Origin of the sequence: Jannaschia maritima (genome assembly GCF_030973515.1) — a bacterium.
Lineage (GTDB): Bacteria > Pseudomonadota > Alphaproteobacteria > Rhodobacterales > Rhodobacteraceae > Jannaschia > Jannaschia maritima.
Map to the genome: position 1 here is coordinate 87,518 of NZ_JARGZA010000008.1, position 22,735 is coordinate 110,252.

Below are 22,735 nucleotides of genomic sequence, written 5' to 3' on the forward strand. Positions count from 1 at the left end.
CGTTCCCGGTCGCGGCACGCCGCCATCCCGCGATCGGCGTCCGTTCGGGCAGGGTGCCGCATCCGCGGGCCCCTGCATCCCCGCGGAGCCGGATCCTCCATGCCGCCCGTCGGAGGGAAAACAGTCAGCGTTGACCGTTTCGCCGTCCGGACCTAGCGTCATCGCAAGGACATCACGATGGGGAGAAGACCATGCGACCGACCGCGATCGTTGCCGCCGCCCTGTTTGCCGCCACCGGCGCGCAGGCTCAGGTGGAGTTCATCGCCAACTCCTTCTATTCCGCCCAGGCCCCCTTCTCGAAGTACGGCTATACCGAATGGGCCGAGCGGGTCCGGGACCTTTCGAACGGGGAGTTGGCGCCGGAGGTCTATACCGGGACGGTCCTCCTGGCGCCGCGCGCGTCGATGCAGGGCGTGCGCGACAACATCGTCCAGGTGGCCCATCACGCCGCCGTCTATACCCCGTCGGAGCTGCCCGTCGCCAACGCGGTGCAGGAGCTGGGCTTCAACTACGACGACCCGCTCGCCGCGATCCTGGCCGTCACCGAGTTCTCGATGACGAACGAGGACCAGCTGCAGGAATGGCGCGACAAGGGGATGGTCTATCTGGGGGGCTATGCCACGCCGCCCTACATCCTGTTCTGCCGCGAGCCGATCCGCACCCTGGACGAGTTCCAGGGCAAGCGCATCCGCACGGCCGGATCGACGGTGTCGCTGTGGGTCGAGGCGGCCGGCGGCGTGCCGGTCAACGTGCCGTCGTCCGAGATGTACACCGGCCTGGAGCGGGGGACGCTGGACTGCGCGTCGAACGCGGCCAGCGACCTGATCGACCGGTCCCTGTGGGAGGTGGCCGAGCATACGACCGTGCTGCCGACGGGGATGTACTATTCGGGGCCGCAATGGGGCTTCAACCCCGGGTTCTGGGCATCCCTGTCGCCCGAGCACCGTTCCGTCCTGATGGAGGCGACGGCGCAGACGATCGGGTCGATGATGGTCAACTACATCGCCAACGCCGAGGCCGCGCTGGTCACGGCCGCGGAGCGGGGCAACACCATCCACGAACCGGCGGAGGATCTGGCGCAGTCGGCCGACGACTTCCGCGCCCAGGCCATCGACATGGCCTACGAGATGGCCGCCGACCGCTACGGGCTGTCGAACGGCCGCGAGCTGATCGACGAGTTCCGCGCGACCTACGATCGGTGGCAGGGGTTGCTGGACGAGATCGACCGGACCGACCCGGAGGCCATCGCTGAGCTGGCGATGACGGAAATCTACGACAAGATCGACCCCGAAACCTACGGCGTGGAATAGAGCGGGACCCGCCGTGCTGGCGGACGCCCCCGGTCCGGGTGCGGCACGGTCGCGCCGCACCCGCGCCCGCATCCTGGACGCCACGCGGGCCTGCATCCTGGAGCGTGGCCTGCGCGACACGACGACCGTCCTCGTGACCGAACGGGCCGGGGTGTCGCGCGGCGCGTTGCTGCACCATTTCCCCGCGAAGGAGGATCTGCTGCGCGAAGCCCTGCGCGACCTGCTGGTGCGCGAGGTCGCGCACATGCGCGGCCTGGCCGGGGACGTGACCGCGGGGCGGCTGGACTTCGACGGGCTGATCGACCGGCTGTGGGGCCGCTTCTCCGGTCCGCTCTACATGATCTCGCTGGAGTTCGTGAACGCTGCGCGGACGGATGCGGCGATCCTGGACGTGCTGCGCGCCGTGGCGCCCGACTTCAACGAGGCCAGCCGCGCGATCTGGGACGAGCTGGTCCGCGTCCGGCTGGGCCGGACGTCGCCGCGCCACGGGGCCGCGTTCACCGCGACGCTGTGCCTGCTGCGGGGGATGGCGACGCAAACCATCTGGCGCGACGATCCGGAGATCCTCGACGAGGCGCTTGCCTTCTGGAAGGACGCGATGCGGGATCTGGGCATCACCGCCGACCGCGTGGATGCCGTCTATGGATGATGTCGCGGAACCGTCCCACGGGCCGCTGGCCTGGGTCGCGGTCTGGACGAACCGCGCCTTCGTGGTCGTGGCCGCCGTCGCTGTGGTGGCGATGATGGCGCACGTCACGATCGACGTGGCCTGGCGGGCGCTGGCCAACGGCGCGCTGATCGGGACCGTCGAGATCGTGTCGTACTACTACATGGTGGTCCTGGTCATGCTGGCCTTCGGCTATGTCGAGCTGCGGCGTGAGCATATCCGCGTGGACCTGTTCGTGCAGCGCATGCCCGCCGGCGTGCAGCTGGCGTTCTATCTGGCGGCCTGCGCGATGGCGGCGGCGTATTTCGGGGTCCTGCTGTACCAGTCCGTTCAGGACGCATGGCGCGCCACGGCGCAGGCGGAAACGGTGATGGCGAACTTCGTGTTCTTCATCTGGCCCGCGCGGTGGGCGCTGCCGCTGGGTTGGCTGGGGATCCTGCTGGCGGTGATCGCCAACGCGGCCCGGGCCGTCCAGACGCGAAGGGCGCTGTAGGCTCATGGACAACCTGACCATCGGGCTGATCTGCACGGGCGTCACCCTGGTCCTGATCGCGCTGCGTTTCCCGATCGGGGTGGTGCTGGGCGCGGTGGCGCTGGTGGGCATCTCCTGGATGACGTCGCCGCGCGTCGCCTGGGGCATGATCTCGGCCACGCCGTTCGACTTCATCGGCCAATGGGAGCTGTCGGCCGCGCCCATGTTCCTGCTGATGGGCTACATCGCGACCTCGGCCGAGCTGACGCGCGGCATGTTCGACGCGCTGCGGCTGTTCCTGGCACGCCTGCCGGGCGGCCTGGCGATATCGAGCGTGGGGGCCTGCGCGTTCTTCGCCGCCGCCTCCGGGTCCAGCGTGGCGACGGCGGCGGCGATGTCGCGGATCGCCGTGCCCGAGATGCTGAAGTACCGCTACGACAAGGGGCTGGCGACGGGCACCATCGCGGCGTCGGGCACGCTGGGATCGCTGATCCCGCCGTCGGTCCTGCTGATCCTGTACGGGGTGAACGCGGAGGTGTCGGTGGGCCAGTTATTCATGGCGGGGTTCATCCCGGGCCTGGTGTCGGCGCTGCTGTACGGGGTGATGATCGTGATCCGGGTCAAGGTCAGCCCCGCGCTCGCCGGTCCCGTGCAGGAGCGCGCGACGCGGGCCGAGAAGGTCGCCGCGCTGCGCGAGGTCTGGCCGCTGCCGACCCTGATCCTGCTGGTGCTGGGGGGCATCTTCACCGGCGTCTTCTCGCCCACGGAGGCGGGCGCGCTGGGGGCGGCCTTCGCCACGGCCATCGCCCTGTGGCGGCGCAGCCTGACGCGGGCCCGCTTCCGGGAGGCGGTCGTCAAGACGCTGGAAGGGACGGCGTCCATCTTCCTGATCCTGATCGGATCGGTCTTCTTCACCCGGTTCCTGGCGCTCAGCGGCCTGCCGACCGCGTTCTCGGACGCGGTGCTGTCGGTCAGCGCGGAGCCCTGGTGGATCCTGTTCGCGGTGGCGGTGATCTACATCCTGCTGGGCATGCTGATCGATTCAATCGGTCTGCTCCTGCTGACGCTGCCGCTGGTCCTGCCGTTGGCGCAGGGGGCGGGGATGGACCTGATCTGGTTCGGGATCATCGTCATCAAGCTGCTGGAGATCGGGCTGGTGACGCCGCCCATTGGGCTGAACGTCTACGTCATCAAGGGTGCGCTGGGGAACATCGTCACGCTGCCGCAGGTGTTCCGCGGCGTGGCGTGGTTCATCGTGATGGACTTCGCGGCCCTGTTCCTGATCATCGCGGTGCCTGCCCTGTCGCTTTGGCTGCCATCGCTCGCCTATCGTTGAGACTTGCCGGGAGGATGGCATGACGAGCACCTTGATACAGAACGCGCGGATCGTGGACGGGTCCGCCGACAGGGCCGCGGACCCGCAGGACATCGCCATCGAGGACGGAACGTTCCGCGCGGTCGGCGGGGACGCGGCCTTCGACGCGGAGCACGTGATTGACGTGGACGGCGCGGTGGTGCTGCCGGGGCTGATCGACTGCCATGTCCACGTCACGGCGGTGGACGCGAACCTGCCCGCGAACGTGGATCTGCCCAACTCGCTGGCCGCCTATCGCGCGATGCCGATCATGCGCGGCATGATTGAGCGGGGCTTCACCACCGTGCGCGACCTGGGCGGCGCCGACATCGGCATCGTCCGCGCCATCGAGGAAGGGCTGATCGCGGGGCCGCGCCTGGTCATATGCGGCCAGGCCCTGAGCCAGACGGGCGGGCATTGCGACCAGCGCGGCCGATACGTCACGCAGGCGCCCGACCACTATGTCGGGAAGTTCGGCGCGATGGGGCGGATCGTCGACGGGGTGGCGGAGGTCCGCAAGGCGTGCCGGGAGGAGATCAAGGCGGGCGCGACCTTCATAAAGGTGATGGCGAACGGCGGGGTGTCGTCGCCCACCGACCCGATCCACTTCCTGGGCTTCGCGGTCGAGGAGCTGCGGGCCGCCGTCGAGGAGGCGGCCAATGCCGGGACCTACGTCGCCGGGCACCTCTATACCGACGAGGCGATCGTCAGGGCGCTCGATTGCGGCGTCCGTTCGATTGAGCACGCGAACCTGATCCGGCGCGACACGGCGGAGCGCGTCGCCCGCGAAGGGGCGGTCGTGGTGCCGACCAATGTGACGTACGACCTGCTGGCGCGGGAAGGGGCGCGGTTCGGCCTGCCGCCCGCATCGGTCGCCAAGATCGCCGACGTGCTGGACGCGGGGCTGGAGGCGCTGACGGTGCTGCACGAATCGGGCGTGCTGATGGGGTACGGCTCGGATCTGCTGGGGGGGATGCATCCCTGGCAATCGGACGAGTTCACGATCCGGGGCCGCTACATGCCCGCCCACGACGTGATCCGATCGGCCACGCTGGACGCGGCCAGGCTGATGCGGATGGAGGGACGGATCGGGACCATCGCGCCCGACGCCAATGCCGACCTGATCGTGATGGACGGCGATCCGTTGGACGATCTATCGCTCCTGAAGGGGCAGGGGGCGCACATGCGGGCCATCATGAAGGACGGGGCGTTCGTGAAGTCGGAACTGGGCTGAGCATGCTCGTCGCCACGGGCATCGCGCGCGGCTTCTATGGCGTGCAGGCGCTGACGGCCGCGGACCTGACGGTCGAGCGGGGGACCGTCACGGGCCTGATCGGGCCGAACGGGGCGGGCAAGACCACGATGTTCAACTGCCTCAGCGGCGTCGTGCCGCCCGAAGGCGGCACGGTCACGTTCGAGGGGGTGGACGTCACCGGCTGGCGGCCCGAGGCGATCGCGCAGGCGGGACTGGTGCGGACGTTCCAGATCGCGCGCGGGTTCCCGTCACTGACGGTGCTGGAATCGCTGCTGCTGCATGGCGACAGGCAACCCGGCGAGGGTCTGGGGGCCGCGCTGCTCGGTCGTGGCCGCGCCCGCGAGCGCGCGTTGGTGGCACGGGCCGAAGGCGTGGCGGAACGGTTGAACCTGACCCCCGTGCTGCACGCGATGTCCACCGAACTGTCGGGCGGGCAGAAGAAGCTCCTGGAGATCGGGCGCGCCTTGATGGGCCGCCCCCGCCTGGTCCTGCTGGACGAGCCTGTGGCGGGGGTGAACCCCACCCTCGCGATCGAGATCGCGGACCGGATCGCGGCCCTGCGCGCCGACGGGCTGACCTTCCTGGTGGTGGAGCACGACATGGAGATCGTGAAGCGCCTGTGCGACCCGGTGGTGGTCATGGCGGGCGGCGCGACCTTGATGCAGGGGTCGTTCGCCGACGTGGTGTCGGATCCTCGGGTACAGGCCGCGTATCTTGGGACCCGGGTCGCGTGACGGTCCTGGCCGCCACCGACGTGTCCGGCGGGTACGCCCGGACGGACGCGATCCTGAAGGGGATCGCCATCGAGGCCGCGGCGGGCGAGATCGTGGCGATCCTGGGACCCAACGGCGCCGGCAAGTCCACCTTCCTGCGCGCCGTCACGGGCCAGCTGCCGCACGTCGCGGGGCGGATCGCGCTCGACGGGACCGACATCGCGGGTTTGCGGCCCCGGCGCGTCGCGCGGGCGGGCGTGGGCTATGTCCCGCAGGAGGCCAACGTCTTCGCCACCCTGACCGTGCGCGAGAACCTGGAGATGGGGGCCTGGTTGGCCCGGGACCCCGGGTCCCGCATCGTGGACATGCTGGATCGTTTTCCCGTCTTGGCCGAGAAGCGGCGCGACGCGGCACGGACCCTGTCCGGCGGGCAGCGGCAGATCCTGGCCATGGCCATCGCCCTGATGGTCGAGCCGAAGCTCCTGCTGCTGGACGAGCCGTCGGCCGGCTTGTCGCCGTTGGCCGCGGGCGCGCTGTTCGACACGATCCGGCAGGTGGCGGCGCAGGGCGTCGCCGTCGTGCTGGTCGAGCAGAACGCGATGGACGCGCTTTCCATATGCGACCGGGCCTATATCCTGGCCGCGGGACGCAACCATACGACCGGAACCGGCGCGGCCCTGGCGGCCGACCCGGACATACGCCGCACCTTCCTGGGCGGCTGACAGCAAGGGGGACGAACACGATGACCTACTACATGAACCGCCGCCTGTTCCTGGGAACGTCCGCGGCCGCATTGGCTGCGCCCGCGATCCTGCGCGCGCAATCGGGACCGATCGTGCTGGGCACGCTGACACCCTTGACGGGCGTGGGCGGCACCTATGGCCCGGCGATGCGCGACGCGATGCTGGGCGTGGTGTCGGACGTGAACGCGGCCGGCGGCGTCCTGGGCCGCGAGGTCCGCGTCGTGTCGGAGGACACCCAGACCTCGCCCGAGGCGGCGGTGCGCGCGGCGCGCAAGCTGATCGACGTGGACGGCGTGGCGGCGATCATGGGGACCTGGGCCTCGTCCGTCACGACCGCCGTCGCGCCCCTGTGCTGGGAATCGCAGACGATGCTGATGTGCGTGTCGGGCGCCGACAGCATCACCGAGTTGCCGCATGGCGGCTACATCGCGCGGACGCAGCCGAACTCGAAGCTGCAGATCCGCGTGGCGGGCGAGTTCATGGTCGAGGAAAGCGCCACGTCGATGGCCTGGATCGGGCCGCAGACCCCCTTCGCCGCGTCCAGCATCGAGATCCTGGAGGAGATCGCAGCCGGGGCGGGCGGCGGCATGGAGAGCCTGATCTACGAGGCGGACAAGAGCACGTACCGCTCGGAGGTGGACCAGATCCTGCGCGGCAACCCGGATTTCGTCATGCTGGGCGGTTATGCGGCGGATTCCACCGTCCTGCTGCGCGACATCTGGCAGGCGGGCTACGAGGGGCGGATCATCGGGCCGGCTTATGCGGTCAACGCCTCGGTGGTCGAAACGCTGCCGGTCGAGGTGCTGGAGGGCGTGTTCACCTGGGAGGGCGCCCCCGCCGTCGAGAGCGCGGCCTATGCCGACGTGCAGCGCATCCTCGGGGTGGAGGACGTCGACCCTTATTCCGCGCAGACCTACGACCACATGAGCCTGGCGATCCTGGCCATGGCGGCGGCGGGCGAGGCCACGGGCGCGGCCATCCGCGACACCCTGCGCACCGTGTCGCAGGGCCAGGGCGAGGTGGTCGAGAGCGCGGTGGCGGGCTTGGCCGCCCTGGGCGAGGCCGTGGACTATCAGGGCGCGTCGGGTCCATGCGACTTCGACGAGATCGGCGACATCACGGGCACGCAGTTCGTGTTCAAGCGGATCGAGGGCGGCGCGCCATCGGTCTACAAGCGGGTCTGACGGGCGTTGGACCTGCTGCCGCAACTGCTGGTGAACGGGATCGTCCAGGGCACCCTGCTGGCGATCCCGGCCATCGGCTTCACCGCGATCTTCGCGGTGCTGCGCTTCCCGAACTTCGCGGTGGCCAGCCACGCGACGATCGGGGCCTTCGCGGGCTATGCGGCCAACGTCTGGCTGGGCCTGCCGGCGGCGCCGGCGCTGGTTGCGGCGTTCCTTGTCGCGGGCCTGATCGGCGTCCTGTCCGACGAGGTCGCGCTGCGCCCCCTGCGACCGCACGGGGCGCTGACCACCGCCATCGCCAGCATCGCGCTGACCATCGTGCTGGAGAACGTCGTCCGCCTGATCTTCGGCAACGACCTGCGGGGCTACGACCTTCCGATCGTGCGCGACTGGCGCTGGCTCGGCGTGCGGATCGGGCCGCAGCAGGTGCAGAACCTCGCGATGGCGCTGGCGATCATGGCGGCGGTCTTCGCGACCCTGCGCTATACCCGGATCGGCAAGGCGATGCGGGCGGTGGCGGACAATCCCGCCCTGGCCGAGCTGAAGGGAATCGACCCCGTCACCATCGGGCGGATCACCGTGTTCGCGGGGATGGGCCTGGTCGGCGCGGGCGGGATGCTGCTGGGCCTGGGCACGTCGATCGACCCGCTGACGGGGTTCCGGTTCATCCTGCCCATCTTCGCCGCCGCGGTCGTGGGCGGCCTCGGATCCATCCCCGGCGCCGCTCTGGGCGCGATGGTCGTGGGCATCGGCGAAGAGCTGTCGCTCCTGGTCCTGTCGCCGGCCTACAAGTCTGCGGTGGGCTTCGTTGCGATCGTGCTGGTGCTGGCGTTCCGTCCGCGGGGCATCCTGGGCGAACGGGCGTATTGATGGAGAGCTACCTCCTGGCCACACTGACCTTCGCGGGCATCTATGCGCTGCTGGCGCTGGGACTGAACGTGATCTGGGGCATGGCGGGGATGATCAACCTGGGCATGGCCGGGTTCTTCGCGCTGGGAGCCTACGCGTCGGCGCTGACCACCACCGCGCTGGGGCTGCCCATCGCGGCGGGGGTCGCTGCGGCGATGGCGCTCGCGGCCCTGTGCGGGGGGGCTCTGTCGCGGCTGACGCTGAACCTGCGCGGCGATTACCTGGCCATCGTCACGCTGGGCTTCGGCGAATTGATCCGCCTGATCGCGGCCAACGAGATCTGGTTGACGAACGGGTCGGACGGGATCCCCGGCATTCCGGGGCCCATGCGGGCGGATCTGACGCCGCTGCAGTTCAACGCCCTGTCCTGCGCGCTGGTGCTGACCGCGGTGGCCGTGGTGTGGGTGGTGGCCGAACGGCTGCGGCGGTCGCCCTATGGCCGGGTGCTGCGCGCGCTTCGGGACGACGACGTGGCCGCTGCGGTCGCGGGCAAGTCGGTCCGGCGCTTCAAGGTGCAGGCCTTCGCGCTGGGGGCCGGCGTCCTCGGGCTCGCCGGCGCGGCCTATGCGCATTTCACGTCGTACATCGCGCCAGACATCTTCCGCCCGCTCCTGACGATCTACATCTTCCTGGCGCTGACGGCGGGGGGCACGGGCAACAACGCGGGCGCGGTGCTCGGCGCGGCGCTGGTGATCGCGATCCTGGAAGGGTCGCGCTTCGTCGAGCCTATGATCCCCCACCTGAACGGCGCGCAGGGCGCCGCCCTGCGCGAGATCCTGATCGGCGGCACGCTGATCCTGGTGATGCGGCTGCGCCCGCAGGGGATCCTGGCGGAACGACCGCCCGAACCGGAAAGGGCGGCCCAACCATGAGCGACACCGATCTGATCGACGACTTAAGGCGGGCCCCCGACCTGTATCCCGCGCTGGAGGCCGCGATGGCGCGCACGATCGGGCACAGGCTGTTCACGCTGATGGTGATCGACCCCGCCGCGGCGGAAGCGGCGCGGGTCCATTCCTCCGACCCCGCGGCCTATCCCGTGGCGGGCCGAAAGCCCTTAGGCGATCTGACGGAATGGGGCGACGTCGTGCTGCGCCGGGGGGAGCCGTTCATCGGATACGATGCCGGGGACATCGCGCGGGTCTTTCCCGACCACGAGACGATCGCGCGGCTGGGCTGCGCATCGGTCCTGAACGTGCCGGTCGTCGACGCTGGAACGGTGATCGGCACGATGAACTTGCTGCACGAAGCCGGGCATTTCGATGAAGCCGATGCCATCCGCGCCGCGCCCTTCGCCGCCCTTCTGGTCGGGCCCTATCGGGAATGGGCGCGGGGGTGACGGCCCGGATCGCATCGACGTCCCGCCGCGTCGCATCGATCCCCGGTCGCACGGCCCCGGCGCCCCGGTGGCGCGCTTCCGCGGGCGGCTGGGTGGGGTCCTCGTCGCGCGGGGACGCGGGTCGCCCATCGCAGGCCGGCCCTTAACGTTCCGTTCACTGCTCCCGCGAAGAACGCGATCCCTGCAACCTATACAGCCATGGGGTCCCGCGATGGATTGGGAACGTTCTCCGACACTCGGCCTGCCGTACATCCAGGAAGGCCAAGCCCAGGCCCACGTGACGCATAACGAGGCCATCCGCACGCTCGACCTCCTGGTGCAGGCCACGGTGGCCGCCCCGCCGCGCGACGAGCCCCCGGCGCTGGCGGACCTGCCCCACGGCGCGTGCTATCCCGTGGGTGATTCCCCCTCGGGCGATTGGACCGACCGGGCCGGGGCGCTGGCCGTCCACGAAGGCGGCGCCTGGACCTTTCTGCAGCCGCGGGCCGGCTGGCGCGTCGCGGTGGCGACCGACGGACGGGTCCTGCAGCACGACGGGGCGCGTTGGTCCGCCACCGTCACCCTTGGCGTGAACGCCGAGCCCGACCCCGTCCACCGCCTGAGCGTGGCGGCCGACGCGACGCTCCTGGGCCACGATCCCGACGGGTCCGGCGACCACCGCGTCGTCGTGGACAAGGCCAGTGGTGGCGACACGGCCAGCGTCGTGTTCCAGACGGCACGGTCCGGTCGGGCCGAGATCGGAACGACGGGGAACGACGGCCTGGCCCTGCGGGTCAGCGCCGATGGGGAGGCCTGGACGGACGCGCTGCGGTTCGACGCGACCGGGCGCGCGGTTTCGGGCGAGGCCGTCCAGGCGGACGCGTCCGACGCCACGCCGGATCGGCTGCTCCGCGTCGGCGCCTTCGGTCTGGGGTCCACCGGGACCGCGGCCTACACGGACGACCTGAATGGGCCGCTGGTCACCGGCTGGTACTATACGAACGGCAACACGGCCGCCCGCCCGACGGGCAACAGCTTCTGGCTCGTGCGCATGGAGCAGGGCGGCGGCATCGGCACGCAGACGGCCTATCTCCACAAGACCGGCGCGACCTACCGACGCCAAGCGGCCGGGAACGTCTGGAACCCCTGGCGGCAGCTCTACGACCAGGCCTCCGTCGTCGGCAACGTCGGCCAATCGGGCGGCGTCCCCACCGGCGCGGTGATCGAACGCGGATCCAACGCCGGCGGCGAGTACGTCCGTTGGGCGGACGGCACGCAGATCTGCACGCACAGGCTGACGGTCACCGTCACGACCGAGCAGTCGGGCCCGTTCCATCGGTCCAACGCCCCGCACGTCTGGACCTACCCCGCCGCATTCACGGGGGCCGTCACGGCCTCCGTGACGCCGGACGACACGACCCGATGGGCCTGCGTCTCCCCCGGGACGGCGAACGCGCAGTTCCGGATCGTTTCCCCGGGGGGGCTGTCCGGCCTGGACCGCACCTTCCAATGCTCCGCCATCGGGCGCTGGTTCTAAACGCGACGGGCGGACGGGCCGGTCCATCGCCCGTCCGCCCCGCGAGGTCATGGGACGCGACCGAGGCGACCCGTCCCGGCAGACGGCGTCGCCGCAGGTCGGTCCCTCGGCCGGACCCGGACGGGATGCATGGCCGTCACATCCCTGACCTGATACCCGGCGCCGTCCGCGGACAGGGCCGAACGCAATCGACTTCGCGGGACGGTCGGGGTAGCCGCGGGGCCATCCGCACCCGCCGCAATCCTCCCTCCCGGAAAGACCGTCGCAGATGAGATCCGATATGTCCGATCCGGAGGAGCCATCCGAGGCGATGGGTGGCCACAGGTTGCTATACGTGGTGAACGACGCGCCGTTCTTCCTGTCCCACCGGCTGGCATTGGCGGTGCGGGCGCGGCGGGCGGGCTACGACGTCACGGTCGCGTCGCCCGAGGACGCGGCCGCGTTCGACCTGCTCCGATCCGAGGGGCTGACGGCCGTGGCGATCCCCTTGGACAGGGGTGGAATGAACCCCTTGAAGGACGCGCGCGTCCTGCGTCACCTATGGCGCCTGATGGCCCGGATCCGACCCGACGTGGTTCATCTGGTCACGTCCAAGGCGATCATCTACGGCGGCATCGCCGCGCGGCTCCAGGGGATCCCCGCGCTCGGCGCGTTCTCCGGCATGGGCTACGTGTTCTCGAACAGGTCGGCGAAGACCCGGGCGTTGAAGGCGTTGACGATGACGCTGTACCGCCTCGCCTGCCGCCATCCCCGGTTCCTCGGCCTCTTCCAGAACGAGGACGACCGCCGCGCGGCCGTCGATGCGGGGGTCATGCGAATGGAACGGACCCGCATCGCCCCCGGCAGCGGAACGGATCTGAAGGTCATCCGCGCGACGCCGCTGCCGCGAGGACGCCCCGTCGTCCTCCTGCCGGCGCGCATGCTGCGCCAGAAAGGTGTCGCCGAGTTCGCGGCCGCCGCGGAAATCCTCCGATCAAGGGGCGTCGACGCGCTGTTCCGCCTGCAGGGGGATCCCGACCCCAGGAACCCGTCTTCGTTCACGGAGGAGGAGCTGATCGCCCTCGCGAGGGCGCCGAACGTGGAATGGAACCCCCATACCAGCGACATCGCCGCCGCCCTGTCGCGCGCGCATGTCGTGGCGCTGCCTTCGCATGGCGGGGAGGGCCTTCCCAAGACGCTGATCGACGCCGCCGCGGCGGGCCGTCCGGCTGTGGCCACCGACGTTCCGGGGTGCCGCGACGCGATCGTGCCGGGCAAGACCGGAGTGCTGTGCCGTCCGCGCGACGCGGCGGATCTGGCCGACAGGATCGCCGCGTTGCTTGCGGACGGCCCGCGCCTGGACGCGATGGCGCGGGCGGCGCGGCAGCATGCCGAAGCGCATTTCGACGTCGGACGCATCGCCGACATGCACATGGACCTGTACGGGGAACTCGCGGTCGCGGCCCCGCGGAGGGGTCGGGCGGGTCCGTGACGAACCCGATACGTCGGCGGCGCGTGCGTCCGCATCCGAGGACCGTCCGGCCGTGACGCGACCCGCCGCGACGGGTGGGTCCGGAGAAGCGCGGGGATGGGACGGGCAGTGCGACGCGCCTGCCATGAAAGACGCGCGCGGAGGGCCCCGAGGCACGGCATCGTCGGCTATGCCTCACCGTCGATCCTGGCCGCCCGGGGCTTCGGTTGATCTCCCGCGCACGCTTCGACAGAAGCCCCGCATCCCATGCCGCGAGGATCCCGGACGATGTCATCCACGTTTCCCCCAGACGCGACCGTCGCGGTCGTGGGCCTCGGCTATGTGGGGCTGCCGCTGGCGGTCGAGTTCGGCCGCGTGCGCCCGACGGTCGGCTTCGACATCGACGCGTGCCGGATCGCGGCGTTGCGCGACGGCCGGGACGCGACGCTCGAAGTGTCGGAGGACGAACTCGCGACCGCGCGCCACCTGACGTTGGCGGACGACGTCGACGCCCTGCGCCCTGCCACGGTCTTCGTCGTCACGGTCCCCACGCCCATCGACCGGTACAAGCGGCCGGATCTCGGTCCCCTGCTCGCGGCGTCACGGACCGTGGGCGCGGTCCTGAAGCGCGGCGACACGGTCATCTACGAGAGCACGGTCTATCCGGGCGCCACCGAGGAGGATTGCGTCCCCGTGCTGGAACACGCCTCCGGCCTCCGCTTCAACACGGATTTCACGGTCGGCTACAGCCCCGAGCGCATCAATCCCGGCGACAAGCAGCACCGTCTGCCCGACATCCTGAAGGTCACGTCCGGCTCGACGCCCGAGGCGGCGGCGCGCATCGACGCGCTCTACCGCGAGGTGGTCGTCGCGGGCACGCACAGGGCGCCTTCGATCCGCGTGGCGGAAGCCGCGAAGGTGATCGAGAACACGCAGCGCGACCTCAACATCGCGCTGGCCAACGAGCTCGCCGTGATCTTCGAACGCCTGGGCATCGACACGGAGGCCGTCCTGGCGGCGGCTGGCACGAAATGGAACTTCCTGCCCTTCCGGCCCGGCCTGGTGGGCGGGCACTGCATCGGGGTCGATCCCTATTACCTGACCCACCGGGCGCAGGCGGCGGGCCACCACCCGGAGATCATCCTGGCCGGGCGACGGCTGAACGACGGGATGGGCGAATGGGTGGCCTCGCGGCTGGTGAAGGCGATGCTCGGGCGGGGCATCGCCGTGAAGGGCGCGCGAGTCCTGATGCTGGGGCTGACCTTCAAGGAGGACTGCCCCGACATCCGCAACACCCGCGTCATCGACGTGGTCGAAGCGCTGGAAACGTATGGGTGCGCGGTCGACATCCACGATCCCTGGGCCGATCCCGCGCAGGTGGAGGCGGTTCTGGAACGGGGCCTGCGTTCGGAGCCCGAACAGGGCCGCTACGACGCGATCGTGATCGCGGTGGCGCATCGGCAGTTCCGCGACGCCGGCGCCCCGGCGCTGCGCGCGTTCGGCCGTCCGGACCACGTCCTGTTCGATCTGAAGTACGTCCTGCCGAGCGTGGAAAGCGACCTGCGCATGTGACACGGACAGGTCCCGCCGTGGACGTCCCGGCCGGTTCAGTCGGGCGCCCGCGGTCCCATCCGCCGGATGGCCGCCAGAAGCCGCTCGGTGGCGCGCAGCGCGCCGCCGGTCGTGCGCACCAGCGGCGGCAGGGCCAGCCATTCCAGCGTCCACGCCGGTCCCGACCGCTCGGATCCGTGCAGGGCCGCGGCACCCAGCACCCCGTTCTGCGCCGCGGCGTGCAGGGCCAGCGCGATCAGCAACTCGGCGTCCACCGGGTTGACCTTGTGCGCCATCGACGACGACGCGCCGCCATCCAGCTGGACCGCGTCCGTTCCGTCCTGCGCCATCGATCCGATATCCGCGCCAATCTTCCCCAGCGCCGCGCAGCAGACCGACAGTGCGCTTCCGACGCGGCAAAGGCGGCCCCGCTCCGTGTGCCATGCGCCGCCCGGATCGCGCAGATCCAGGCGTGCGGCCAGGGCCGCGCGCAGGGGCGGCCCATCATCCCCGAACCTTCCCAACGTTCCGACGGGACCGGCGAGCTGCACGGCCATGTCCTCCGCGCGGACGCGCGACACCTGCTCCCGCGCGACACGCACGCCGGAGGACCAGGCGGCGATGCGGTCGGCCACCGTGATGGGCAGGGCGTCGCGCATGCGGGTGACGGCCATCAGCGGCCGGTCGCCCCATCGGTCCGACAGCGCGGCAAGGCGGTCCTCCAGGTCGCCGAGGCGTTCGGCGAAGCGCGGCAGGAGGTCGGCCAGACAGAGCATCAGCGCGGTATCGATCACGTCCTGGCTGGTCGCGCCGTGATGCAGGTGACGGCCCGCGGCGCCGGTCGCCTCGCGCATCTGCGCGATCAGCGCCGGCACGACCACGCCGTCCCGTGCCGTGCCCCGACGCAGCCCGTCCATGTCGGGCCGGAACCCGTCCAGGTCGCGGCGCAACGCATCGGCCGCGTCGGCCGGGATCAGCCCCATCTCCGATTGCGTCGCGGCCAGCGCGATCTCGAACCGCAGCATCGCGGCGAGTTCGGCGTCCCACCCCATGCGCATTCCGGTTTCGGCGTCGTCGACCCACGCGGACAGGACGGGATGGTCGAAGGCGGTCACGCCCGCCCCGCCCCGGCGAGGAAGCGGGATATCTCCCCCGCCATCCGCTCGGGCGCCTCCAGGCAGGGGAGGTGACCGGCCCCGGGGATCTCGGCATGGGCCGCGCCGGGGATCGCCGTGGTCAAGGCCCGCACGGCCGCGGGCGGGGTGGAGGCGTCCTCGGCCCCCACCAGGCATAGCGTGGGCACCGCGATCGATCCCACCTCGCCCTCCAGGTCCGTGTCGCGCAGGGCGGCGACGCTGCCGAGATAGCCGTCCACCGGCTGGCGCAGCAGCATCAGGCGCATCAGGCGAACGACCTCGGGCCGGGCCGCGCGGAAGCGGGGCGTGAACCAGCGTTCCATCTGTTCGTCGGCGATCGCGGCCATGCCACCCGCGCGGATCGCGTCCGCGCGCGCGGCATAGCGTGCGGCGCTGCCGATCCGTGCGGCGGTGTCGCACAGGATCAGTCCGGCGATCCGGTCCGGCTGGTCCAATGCGGCACGCATCGCGACCATTCCCCCGATCGACAGCCCGCAGACATGGGCGGGCCGTTCCTCCGCCTCGATCAGCGAAAGAAGGTCGGCGGCGTGATCGGCCATCGCATAGGGCGGGGTCCCCGATTCGGACAGGCCATGTCCGCGAAGGTCGTAGAGGATCAGATCGGCCTGGCCCCGCAACCGGGCCGCCACGTCGTCCCAGATCCGCGCATCGCAGCCCAGCGAATGGACGAGGATCAGCAGCGGCGCGCCCGGTCGCCCGGCGGCCATGTGGCGGACATGCAGCACGGCGCCGCGAACCTCGCGCGCACCCAGGGGGTCCCCGGCATCCGTCATCCGTCGGACCCCCGGCTGGGACGGCCCAGCACCGCGGCATCGTCCGCGCCAAGGGCGCGCGGCGGGCCGGCGGGGCGATGCGCGTGTCCGCCTATGCGGAAGGGCAGGCCCGGGGCCCGTCCGCCACCCGGCAGGGGGTGCAGCACGCCGCGGCCCGCGACCTGCGGCATGGCCAGCGCCTCGGGAAGCGTGCGGACCACGGATACGGCCACGCCTTCGGCGCGGAGCCGGACCTCCCAGGCGGGCGCGTCGTCCGCCGCCAGCGCCGCGGTCAGGGCATCGGCGAGCGCGGGGGCGTTCGCGGCCCGCGCCCCCGGCCTGGCGAAGCGCGGATCGTCCAGCCAATCGGACCGGCCCACGCCGCGGGCGAGACCCGCGAAGTGCCGCTCCTCGTTGACGCCGAGTGCGATCAGCCCGGTTCGGCACCGGAAGGTCCCGGCGGTCGGGCTGCGGGAATTGGCGGCGTTGCCCCGGGGCTTCGGTTCGGTGCCCGTGGCGGTCATGTCGGTGATCGTGGAGGCCATCAGCGTCATCGCGGTGTCGAACATGGACACGTCGACGAAGGCGCCCGCCCCGGTGCGGTCGCGCTCGACCAGGGCCGCGCAGATCGCGAACCCCGCCGCCAGCGCGGTGCCGTAATCCATGATCGGCGCGCCGGTCCGAAGCGGGCCGGTCTCCGTCGTTCCGGTCAGCGTCATCAGCCCGGACGCCGCCTGGATGTTGACGTCGTAGGCCGGCGCATCGCCCATCGCACCGCGTCCGTACCCGGTCATCGCGCAATGGATCAGGCGCGGGAAGCGCGAGCCCAGATCGGCGAGGCCGAGCGTCCCAAGCGTTCGCGGAAGGTGGTTCTCGACCAGCACGTCCGCCGCGCCGAGCAGGCCGTCCATCGCCTGTCGGTCGTCGCGGGTCGAAAGGTCCAGCACGACCGATGCCTTGCCCGCCGCCTGCGTGGCCCAGGCGGTCGAGCGACCCTCGGCGGCCGCGGCCCCGTCGGTCCCGCCGCGCCAGCGCATCGCGTCGCCGCGCGGGCTCTCGACCTTGACGACCTCCGCGCCGAGCAGGCCCAGCATGTAGCCCGTCGCGGGCCCCGCCAGGACATGGGTGAAGTCAACCACCCGTATGCCCGCCAGGGGCCCCGGAGCGGACGCACCCGTCACGACGCGGCCACCCGCCGCGCCTGGCGACGCTGCCCGATCAGGCGCACCGCGACCACCAGGACCGCGACGACCAGGAACCCGCCCGCCACGGGTTCGCGCAGGAAGATCAGCGCGCCATCGTCGCTGAGCAGGAGTGCCTGGCGAAAGGATTCCTCCATCCGGCCCGCCAGGACGAAGGCGATCACGAAGGCCGCCGCGGAGAAGTCCGTGCGCCGCATGGCATAGCCGATCACCCCGAACAGCAAGGCGATGCCCACGTCCATGATCTGCGCGCGCGCGGAATAGCTGGCGGTCACGGCGGTCAGGAAGATGAACGGATACAGGAACCGGGGCGGCACGCGGGCGATGGTCTTGCCGATCAGGGGGCCGCCCCAGAAGCCCATCGCGCCGTACGCCGCGATGCCCACCAGCCCGGCGGCGAAGAGCGCGAAGATCAGCTCGCGCGACGAGAAGAAGTCGCCCGTGTCGGTGATGATCATGTTCGTGTCCGAGAAGAGCAGCGGTCCGATCTGTATCCCGTGGATCAGGAAGACGCCGATCAGGACGGCCGCCACGGTCGAGCCCGGCACCCCCAGCGTGAGCAGCGGGATCATCGACGGACCCGATACGGCGTTGTTGGCCGATTCCGGGGCCGCGATCCCCTCGATCGTGCCCGTGCCCCACTCCGCGCCGTTGGGGGCGCGGCGCTTCTCCTCGCCATAGGCGACGAAGCAGGCCACCGACGATCCCAGGCCGGGCATCATTCCGATGAACGAACCCATCAGGGACGAGCGCGCCATCAGCGGGACCAAGCGGCGGACCTCCGCGAAGGTCAGCCGGTCGTCGCGATGCGTGTCGGCCAAGCCCGCGTCGACCAGCTCTCCCTTCGCCATGCGTTCGGCCTGGACCACGATCTCGGAGATGACGAACACCCCGATCAGCAGCGGCACCAGGGACATGCCGTCGCGCAGCTCCGGCGCGCCGAAGGTCAGGCGCGGCGTGTTGGTGATGATGTCCGTCCCGATCAACGCGACCAACGCGCCGAACACCACCGACAGGATGCCGCGCAGCACCGACTTGCCGACGACGGACCCGATCACGACGAAGGCCATGGCGTAGATGGCGAAGTACTCGGTCGGCCCGAAGGTGCGCGTGTACTGCGCGATCCAGACGGCGCCGAAGATCAGGATGACCTCGCCCACGTAGTCGCCGAACACGCTGGCCACCGTCGCCGTGCGCAGCGCCCGGTTGGGCTGGCCGCGCTTGGCCATCGGATGCCCGTCGAGCATCGTCGCCGCCGAGGCCGCCGTGCCGGGTGTGTTGAACAGGATCGCGGCGATCGACCCGCCGTAGCGGCCCGACTTGCCGATCACGTACAGGAACGCCAGCGCGGGCAGGGGCCCGAGATAGAAGCTGAGCGGCAGCAGCATTGCGATGGCCGCCGAGGCCGTCAGCCCGGGCAGCGCGCCGAACACGATGCCGACGAACGCCGCGAGGATCGTGAAGAACAGCGCCTCGGGGTCGCCGAACAGCATCCCGAAGCCGCCGATGAGGTCTCCGATCGCCTCCACGCCGTCAGTCCGGCGTCACGAGGCGGGAGAGCGGGCGCAGATCCAGGAGCGCCCCGCGCGGATCCAGAAGGCCCATCATCCCCATGAAGGTGAACTGATAGACGATCGCCGCGACGAGCGGCACGGCGATCAGCGCCGCGGGGCTCCGGACACCGAACACCCACATCGTCAGCAGCATGCCCGTCGCCGCGGCCCCCATGAAGCCCACGGCCCAGAAGGCGAGCGTGAAGACCGCGCCCGCCGCGATGACCGCGGCCACGCGTCCGAGGTCGCCGTCCCCGAACCCATAGTCCGGATCGGCCGGCAGGCTCGGCCGCATCAACGCCCCGGCGCCGATCGCCGCGCCCAGCACGATCATGGCGGACGACAGGAAGACCGGCACGAACCGCGGGCCGACCGTGCCATAGGACCGGGGATCGATGCGCCACGCCTCCCACAGCAAGACGGCGCCCACCGCGATCACGGTCGCGGCGACGCCCAGATCGATGCGGGCGCGATAGGACGGCGTCATGGCGGCGCTCCTGACGGGTGGGACGGATGGGGACATGGCGCCCGTGCCAGCGCCATGTCCGGGCGCCTCAGTCCTGGGCGTCCTTGATGCCTTGGACCACCGGGCCGAACGTGTCGTAGAGCCGGGCGAGGTTCTCGCCGCCGCCCGCCCCGTCGAGATACAGCGCGCCCATGCCCGCACGGCCGAGGAAGCGGTCGAACGCCTCCATGCCCGCCACCTCCTCGACGGCGGCGGACACGTCCGTCACCACCTCCTCCGGCAGGCCCGGCGGGCCATAGACGCACATCGGCCCGGTCACGCCGAGCGCGTCCAGACCCTGTTCGCCGAAGGTCGGGACGTCCGGATTGGCCGGATCGCGCTCGCTGGCCGGAATGCCCAGCATCTTGATGTCCTCCTCGAACCCGGCGGCCTGCTGGGTCCCGTTGAAGGAGGCGTCGACGTCCCCGGCCACCAGGGCGTTGCGCGTCTCGCCGCCGCCCCGGAACGGCACCACCTGGTGGTCGATCCCGTTGGTGTTCAGGAACAGATGGCCGACGATGGCGTGCATGGTCGCGGCGCCCGAGGTCGACCAGCGCACCGTTTCGCCGGACTCCTTCACCATGTCGACCCATTCCGCCGCAGTGGTGGCGGGATGGTCGACGGGGACCTGGAGGCTCGTCACCAACTGGCTGACGCAGCCGAGGTTGACCAGCGCCTCGCGCGGGTCGAACTCCGCCTCCGGCGTGTCGAGCGAGGTCGCCGCGAGCGTTCCGTTGTTGATGATGTAGAGCGTGTATCCGTCGGCATCCGCCTCCGCCACGGCCTGCGCCGCCTGAAGCCCCGAGCCGCCGGGCTGGTTCACGATCACCATCGGCATGCCGTTCATGGACGACGCTTCCGACGCGAACGAACCGAAGCTGCGGGCCGACGTGTCGGTCCCGCCACCGGCGGAGAAGCCGACGACCAGGCGGATCGGCCGCTCCGGATAGTCGGCGAACGCGGCCGTCGCGGTCAGAATGGCGGCCCCCGAAAGCAATAGGGTTCTCATGGCTGTCCTCCCGAATAGTCCCTCGCCTGCGCGGCGCGGGTTTTTCCGGACATCAGCGTGGCACAGTCGGCGATCCCGCACTATTGCTAAGGATCGATGTTTCCCTGCGGATTTCGGAAGGGTGGTGAGATCGTGAAGCTGGACTCCCTCCGGGCCTTCGAAGCGGTCGTCGAACTCGGCTCGCTCAGCGCGGCGGCGCGCGCGCTGCACGTATCCGAACCGGCCCTCAGCCGGAAGATCGCCGGGTTGGAGGCGGAACTCGACTTGGTCCTGTTCGACCGCGCCCGACGCCAGCTCCGACCGACGGAGACCGGCCGCGCGCTTCTGCAGGAGGTGCAGCCGATCCTGTCCGGCCTGCGGCGGATCGGCGACTTCGCGGACGAGGTCCGGGCCGGCGGCGGGCGGCGGTTGCGCATCGTCTCGATGCCGCGCCTGTGCACCGCGATCACCGGCCCCGTGATCGCCGCCTTCAAGGCCGCGCATCCCGACGTGCGCCTGTCGGCCGACATCCAACCGCGCCGCCTGCTCGAGACGTGGATCACGGGGCAGCGCTTCGACATCGGCCTGTCGACGCTGCCCGCGCATCATCGCGACATCGAAACGAAGCTGCTGTTCGAACTGCCGGCGGTCGCGGTCGTGCCCAAGGCGCACAGGCTGGCCCGCGCGGACCGTGTGACCGTCGCGGACCTGATCCGCGATCCGTTCGTCGCCCCGACCGTCGGGACCGCCCTGCGCGCGCAGACGGAAGCGATCTTCGACCGGGCCAACGCGGTCCTCAGCCCCGCGGTCGAGGTCAGCCAGACGCATCTGGCCTGCCAGCTCGTGGCCCTGGGCGCGGGCGTTATGATCTGCGATCCGATGGTGCCGACCGGGTTCCGCGACAGCCTGACCACGATCCGGATCGAACCCGCCTTCACGATGGCCTTCGGCCTGCACTTCCTGCGCGGTCAGGCCCTGTCGCCCGAAGCGCAGGCGTTCGAGGCGATGGTCCGCGCCCAGGCGGAACGCTTCCAACGGGGGAACGACCTCAGCCCGACAGCGCGATCCGAAGGAGGTTGAGGCCACCGAAGATCGTCAACGCGTCGACGGCCAGGGCATGGCGGCCCTCACCCATCCCGCGCAGCACCTTCTGTCCGACCCAGTTGCCCGGCAGGGTCGCTAGCCCGCAAAGGATGCCCAGCTCCAGCCAGCCGTCGCCGAGCAGGTCGGTGCCGCCATAGACGGCCATCCGCGTCACGTTCATCGTCAGGGCGATCGCCGCCAGCGTCCCCACGAACTGCCGGCGGGTCAGTCCGTAACCGGTCAGGAACGGGATCAGCAGCATGCCCGCCCCGAGCGATGCGCCCGAGATCACCCCATAGACGCTGCCCGCCCCTGCCAGGGCACGGGGACCCGCCTGGATCGAACGCCGTGCGGCCCAGTGGCGCAGCGGAACGAATGCCAGGATCGTCAGGCTCAGGACGAAGGCCACCGCGGTCGCGTCGAGCCACGCATAGACGAAGGCGCCGAAGACCACGCAGGGCGCGGCCGACACCATCACGTAGCCATAGGCGGACCAGTCGAGCGCGTCGCGGTTGAGGAACACCCGCGCGACCCCGCTGATGGTCAGCGCGACCGCCATGACGGGCACGACCGGCTTCACGCCGATCAGGGGCACGAGCACGATGGCCATGAGGAAGCCGCCGCCGATCCCCGTGCCGCCATGGACGACGGAGGTGACGAAGGCGGCCACCAGCACCGCCGCGAGGATCGCGGGGTCGAGCGCGAATATGGCCGACAGGTCCATGACGGCGGTCTAGGACGATCCGGCAGGAACCGCGATGCGCCCACCCGCCATGCGGTCGCCGCGACCGGCATGGCCGCCCGGTTCCTGCATGACACGACGCCGTTCCATCGGCATTCCCCCTCGGCGAATGGCGCCGTCCGCGTCTTGCGCGCGAGGGGACGTCCTTGTCCAGAGCGACCGCCGGACCGGTTCCCCTCGCACGCCTGGAACGGTCCATCCCGCGATCGCGGCGGCGGGTCCACCGTGCGGACAGGACACGCCGTCGCGCCTTCGCCGACCCGAAGGCGTCGATGCGGCGGGAGACGTGC

General features: G+C 70.9%; 22 protein-coding genes. 15 read left to right on the forward strand and 7 right to left on the reverse strand.

Translation table 11 applies throughout. The features are described from left to right. Positions 1–191 precede the first annotated feature (191 nt). The 14 genes from P0084_RS09520 to tviB all read left to right on the forward strand — a co-directional run bounded on the left by P0084_RS09520 (position 192) and on the right by tviB (position 14,484). Positions 192–1,310 carry a C4-dicarboxylate TRAP transporter substrate-binding protein gene (locus P0084_RS09520; protein ID WP_308916606.1) on the forward strand — a complete coding sequence of 373 codons (1,119 nt, stop codon included), beginning with the start codon at positions 192–194 and terminating at the stop codon, positions 1,308–1,310. 13 nt (positions 1,311–1,323) lie between these two features. After that, on the forward strand, positions 1,324–1,959 hold the full coding sequence (locus P0084_RS09525; RefSeq protein ID WP_308916607.1) for a helix-turn-helix domain-containing protein: 636 nt from the start codon (positions 1,324–1,326) through the stop codon (positions 1,957–1,959). After that, positions 1,952–2,470 carry a TRAP transporter small permease gene (locus tag P0084_RS09530; protein WP_308916608.1) on the forward strand — a complete coding sequence of 173 codons (519 nt, stop codon included), beginning with the start codon at positions 1,952–1,954 and terminating at the stop codon, positions 2,468–2,470. The genes P0084_RS09525 and P0084_RS09530 overlap by 8 nt, the downstream gene beginning before the upstream one ends. 4 nt (positions 2,471–2,474) lie before the next feature. Beyond that, positions 2,475–3,785: a TRAP transporter large permease gene (locus P0084_RS09535; RefSeq protein ID WP_308916609.1), complete on the forward strand. Its 1,311-nt coding sequence runs from the start codon at positions 2,475–2,477 to the stop codon at positions 3,783–3,785. Positions 3,786–3,804: 19 nt separating this feature from the next. Then, positions 3,805–5,037 carry a metal-dependent hydrolase family protein gene (locus tag P0084_RS09540; protein ID WP_308916610.1) on the forward strand — a complete coding sequence of 411 codons (1,233 nt, stop codon included), beginning with the start codon at positions 3,805–3,807 and terminating at the stop codon, positions 5,035–5,037. 2 nt (positions 5,038–5,039) lie between these two features. Next, a complete protein-coding gene (locus tag P0084_RS09545) occupies positions 5,040–5,792 on the forward strand; it encodes an ABC transporter ATP-binding protein (RefSeq protein WP_308916611.1) in 753 nt (250 codons plus the stop codon). Further along, positions 5,789–6,493 (forward strand): ABC transporter ATP-binding protein, encoded by a 705-nt coding sequence (locus tag P0084_RS09550; protein ID WP_308916612.1) that lies wholly within the window; start codon positions 5,789–5,791, stop codon positions 6,491–6,493. The genes P0084_RS09545 and P0084_RS09550 overlap by 4 nt, the downstream gene beginning before the upstream one ends. A gap of 20 nt (positions 6,494–6,513) precedes the next feature. Further along, a complete protein-coding gene (locus P0084_RS09555) occupies positions 6,514–7,698 on the forward strand; it encodes an ABC transporter substrate-binding protein (protein ID WP_308916613.1) in 1,185 nt (394 codons plus the stop codon). Between the two features lie 6 nt (positions 7,699–7,704). After that, positions 7,705–8,568, forward strand: coding sequence for a branched-chain amino acid ABC transporter permease (locus P0084_RS09560; protein WP_308916614.1), 864 nt, complete (start codon positions 7,705–7,707; stop codon positions 8,566–8,568). After that, positions 8,568–9,479 carry a branched-chain amino acid ABC transporter permease gene (locus P0084_RS09565; protein ID WP_308916615.1) on the forward strand — a complete coding sequence of 304 codons (912 nt, stop codon included), beginning with the start codon at positions 8,568–8,570 and terminating at the stop codon, positions 9,477–9,479. Before P0084_RS09560 ends, P0084_RS09565 begins: the two co-directional genes overlap by 1 nt. Then, positions 9,476–9,946, forward strand: a complete 471-nt coding sequence (locus P0084_RS09570; RefSeq protein ID WP_308916616.1) for a GAF domain-containing protein — start codon at positions 9,476–9,478, stop codon at positions 9,944–9,946. Before P0084_RS09565 ends, P0084_RS09570 begins: the two co-directional genes overlap by 4 nt. Before the next feature lie 211 nt (positions 9,947–10,157). Beyond that, the gene (locus P0084_RS09575) at positions 10,158–11,462 is read left to right on the forward strand and encodes a DUF2793 domain-containing protein (RefSeq protein WP_308916617.1); all 1,305 of its coding nucleotides are present in this window, start codon (positions 10,158–10,160) and stop codon (positions 11,460–11,462) included. 268 nt (positions 11,463–11,730) lie between these two features. After that, complete coding sequence (locus tag P0084_RS09580) at positions 11,731–12,933, forward strand: glycosyltransferase family 4 protein (protein WP_308916618.1); 1,203 nt, start codon at positions 11,731–11,733, stop codon at positions 12,931–12,933. Between the two features lie 267 nt (positions 12,934–13,200). Next, the gene (gene tviB / locus P0084_RS09585; protein ID WP_308916619.1) at positions 13,201–14,484 is read left to right on the forward strand and encodes a Vi polysaccharide biosynthesis UDP-N-acetylglucosamine C-6 dehydrogenase TviB; all 1,284 of its coding nucleotides are present in this window, start codon (positions 13,201–13,203) and stop codon (positions 14,482–14,484) included. A gap of 35 nt (positions 14,485–14,519) precedes the next feature. Here the strand turns inward: tviB and P0084_RS09590 are convergent, their stop codons facing one another. The 6 genes from P0084_RS09590 to P0084_RS09615 all read right to left on the reverse strand — a co-directional run bounded on the left by P0084_RS09590 (position 14,520) and on the right by P0084_RS09615 (position 20,641). Continuing rightward, positions 14,520–15,578 (reverse strand): lyase family protein, encoded by a 1,059-nt coding sequence (locus tag P0084_RS09590; RefSeq protein WP_308916620.1) that lies wholly within the window; start codon positions 15,576–15,578, stop codon positions 14,520–14,522. Continuing rightward, positions 15,575–16,393, reverse strand: a complete 819-nt coding sequence (gene pcaD, locus P0084_RS09595) for a 3-oxoadipate enol-lactonase (RefSeq protein ID WP_308916621.1) — start codon at positions 16,391–16,393, stop codon at positions 15,575–15,577. Before pcaD ends, P0084_RS09590 begins: the two co-directional genes overlap by 4 nt. Then, a complete protein-coding gene (locus P0084_RS09600) occupies positions 16,390–17,553 on the reverse strand; it encodes a CaiB/BaiF CoA transferase family protein (RefSeq protein WP_308916622.1) in 1,164 nt (387 codons plus the stop codon). Before P0084_RS09600 ends, pcaD begins: the two co-directional genes overlap by 4 nt. Continuing rightward, positions 17,550–19,103: a tripartite tricarboxylate transporter permease gene (locus P0084_RS09605; RefSeq protein WP_308916623.1), complete on the reverse strand. Its 1,554-nt coding sequence runs from the start codon at positions 19,101–19,103 to the stop codon at positions 17,550–17,552. Before P0084_RS09605 ends, P0084_RS09600 begins: the two co-directional genes overlap by 4 nt. A gap of 4 nt (positions 19,104–19,107) precedes the next feature. Then, entirely contained in the window at positions 19,108–19,614 is a 507-nt protein-coding gene (locus P0084_RS09610; protein ID WP_308916624.1) for a tripartite tricarboxylate transporter TctB family protein, read from the reverse strand. Positions 19,615–19,681: 67 nt separating this feature from the next. Next, positions 19,682–20,641: a Bug family tripartite tricarboxylate transporter substrate binding protein gene (locus P0084_RS09615; RefSeq protein ID WP_308916625.1), complete on the reverse strand. Its 960-nt coding sequence runs from the start codon at positions 20,639–20,641 to the stop codon at positions 19,682–19,684. Positions 20,642–20,773: 132 nt separating this feature from the next. On the opposite strand from P0084_RS09615, the gene P0084_RS09620 reads away from it, so the two are divergent. Beyond that, positions 20,774–21,700 carry a LysR family transcriptional regulator gene (locus tag P0084_RS09620; protein ID WP_308916626.1) on the forward strand — a complete coding sequence of 309 codons (927 nt, stop codon included), beginning with the start codon at positions 20,774–20,776 and terminating at the stop codon, positions 21,698–21,700. Here the strand turns inward: P0084_RS09620 and P0084_RS09625 are convergent. Continuing rightward, complete coding sequence (locus P0084_RS09625; protein ID WP_308916627.1) at positions 21,669–22,427, reverse strand: sulfite exporter TauE/SafE family protein; 759 nt, start codon at positions 22,425–22,427, stop codon at positions 21,669–21,671. The two genes, P0084_RS09620 and P0084_RS09625, sit on opposite strands and share 32 nt — an antisense overlap. Positions 22,428–22,735 lie beyond the last annotated feature (308 nt).

Bases quoted from the DNA above. Each gene is read 5' to 3' on its own strand.
- P0084_RS09520 (WP_308916606.1), top strand. From the start codon at position 192: ATGCGACCGACCGCGATCGTTGCCGCCGCCCTGTTTGCCGCCACCGGC.
- P0084_RS09615 (WP_308916625.1), bottom strand. From the start codon at position 20,641: ATGAGAACCCTATTGCTTTCGGGGGCCGCCATTCTGACCGCGACGGCC.
- P0084_RS09535 (WP_308916609.1), top strand. From the start codon at position 2,475: ATGGACAACCTGACCATCGGGCTGATCTGCACGGGCGTCACCCTGGTC.
- P0084_RS09530 (WP_308916608.1), top strand. From the start codon at position 1,952: ATGGATGATGTCGCGGAACCGTCCCACGGGCCGCTGGCCTGGGTCGCG.
- P0084_RS09580 (WP_308916618.1), top strand. From the start codon at position 11,731: ATGAGATCCGATATGTCCGATCCGGAGGAGCCATCCGAGGCGATGGGT.
- P0084_RS09570 (WP_308916616.1), top strand. From the start codon at position 9,476: ATGAGCGACACCGATCTGATCGACGACTTAAGGCGGGCCCCCGACCTG.
- P0084_RS09575 (WP_308916617.1), top strand. From the start codon at position 10,158: ATGGATTGGGAACGTTCTCCGACACTCGGCCTGCCGTACATCCAGGAA.
- P0084_RS09545 (WP_308916611.1), top strand. From the start codon at position 5,040: ATGCTCGTCGCCACGGGCATCGCGCGCGGCTTCTATGGCGTGCAGGCG.
- P0084_RS09565 (WP_308916615.1), top strand. From the start codon at position 8,568: ATGGAGAGCTACCTCCTGGCCACACTGACCTTCGCGGGCATCTATGCG.
- tviB (WP_308916619.1), top strand. From the start codon at position 13,201: ATGTCATCCACGTTTCCCCCAGACGCGACCGTCGCGGTCGTGGGCCTC.
- P0084_RS09540 (WP_308916610.1), top strand. From the start codon at position 3,805: ATGACGAGCACCTTGATACAGAACGCGCGGATCGTGGACGGGTCCGCC.
- pcaD (WP_308916621.1), bottom strand. From the start codon at position 16,393: ATGACGGATGCCGGGGACCCCCTGGGTGCGCGCGAGGTTCGCGGCGCC.
- P0084_RS09625 (WP_308916627.1), bottom strand. From the start codon at position 22,427: ATGGACCTGTCGGCCATATTCGCGCTCGACCCCGCGATCCTCGCGGCG.
- P0084_RS09610 (WP_308916624.1), bottom strand. From the start codon at position 19,614: ATGACGCCGTCCTATCGCGCCCGCATCGATCTGGGCGTCGCCGCGACC.
- P0084_RS09555 (WP_308916613.1), top strand. From the start codon at position 6,514: ATGACCTACTACATGAACCGCCGCCTGTTCCTGGGAACGTCCGCGGCC.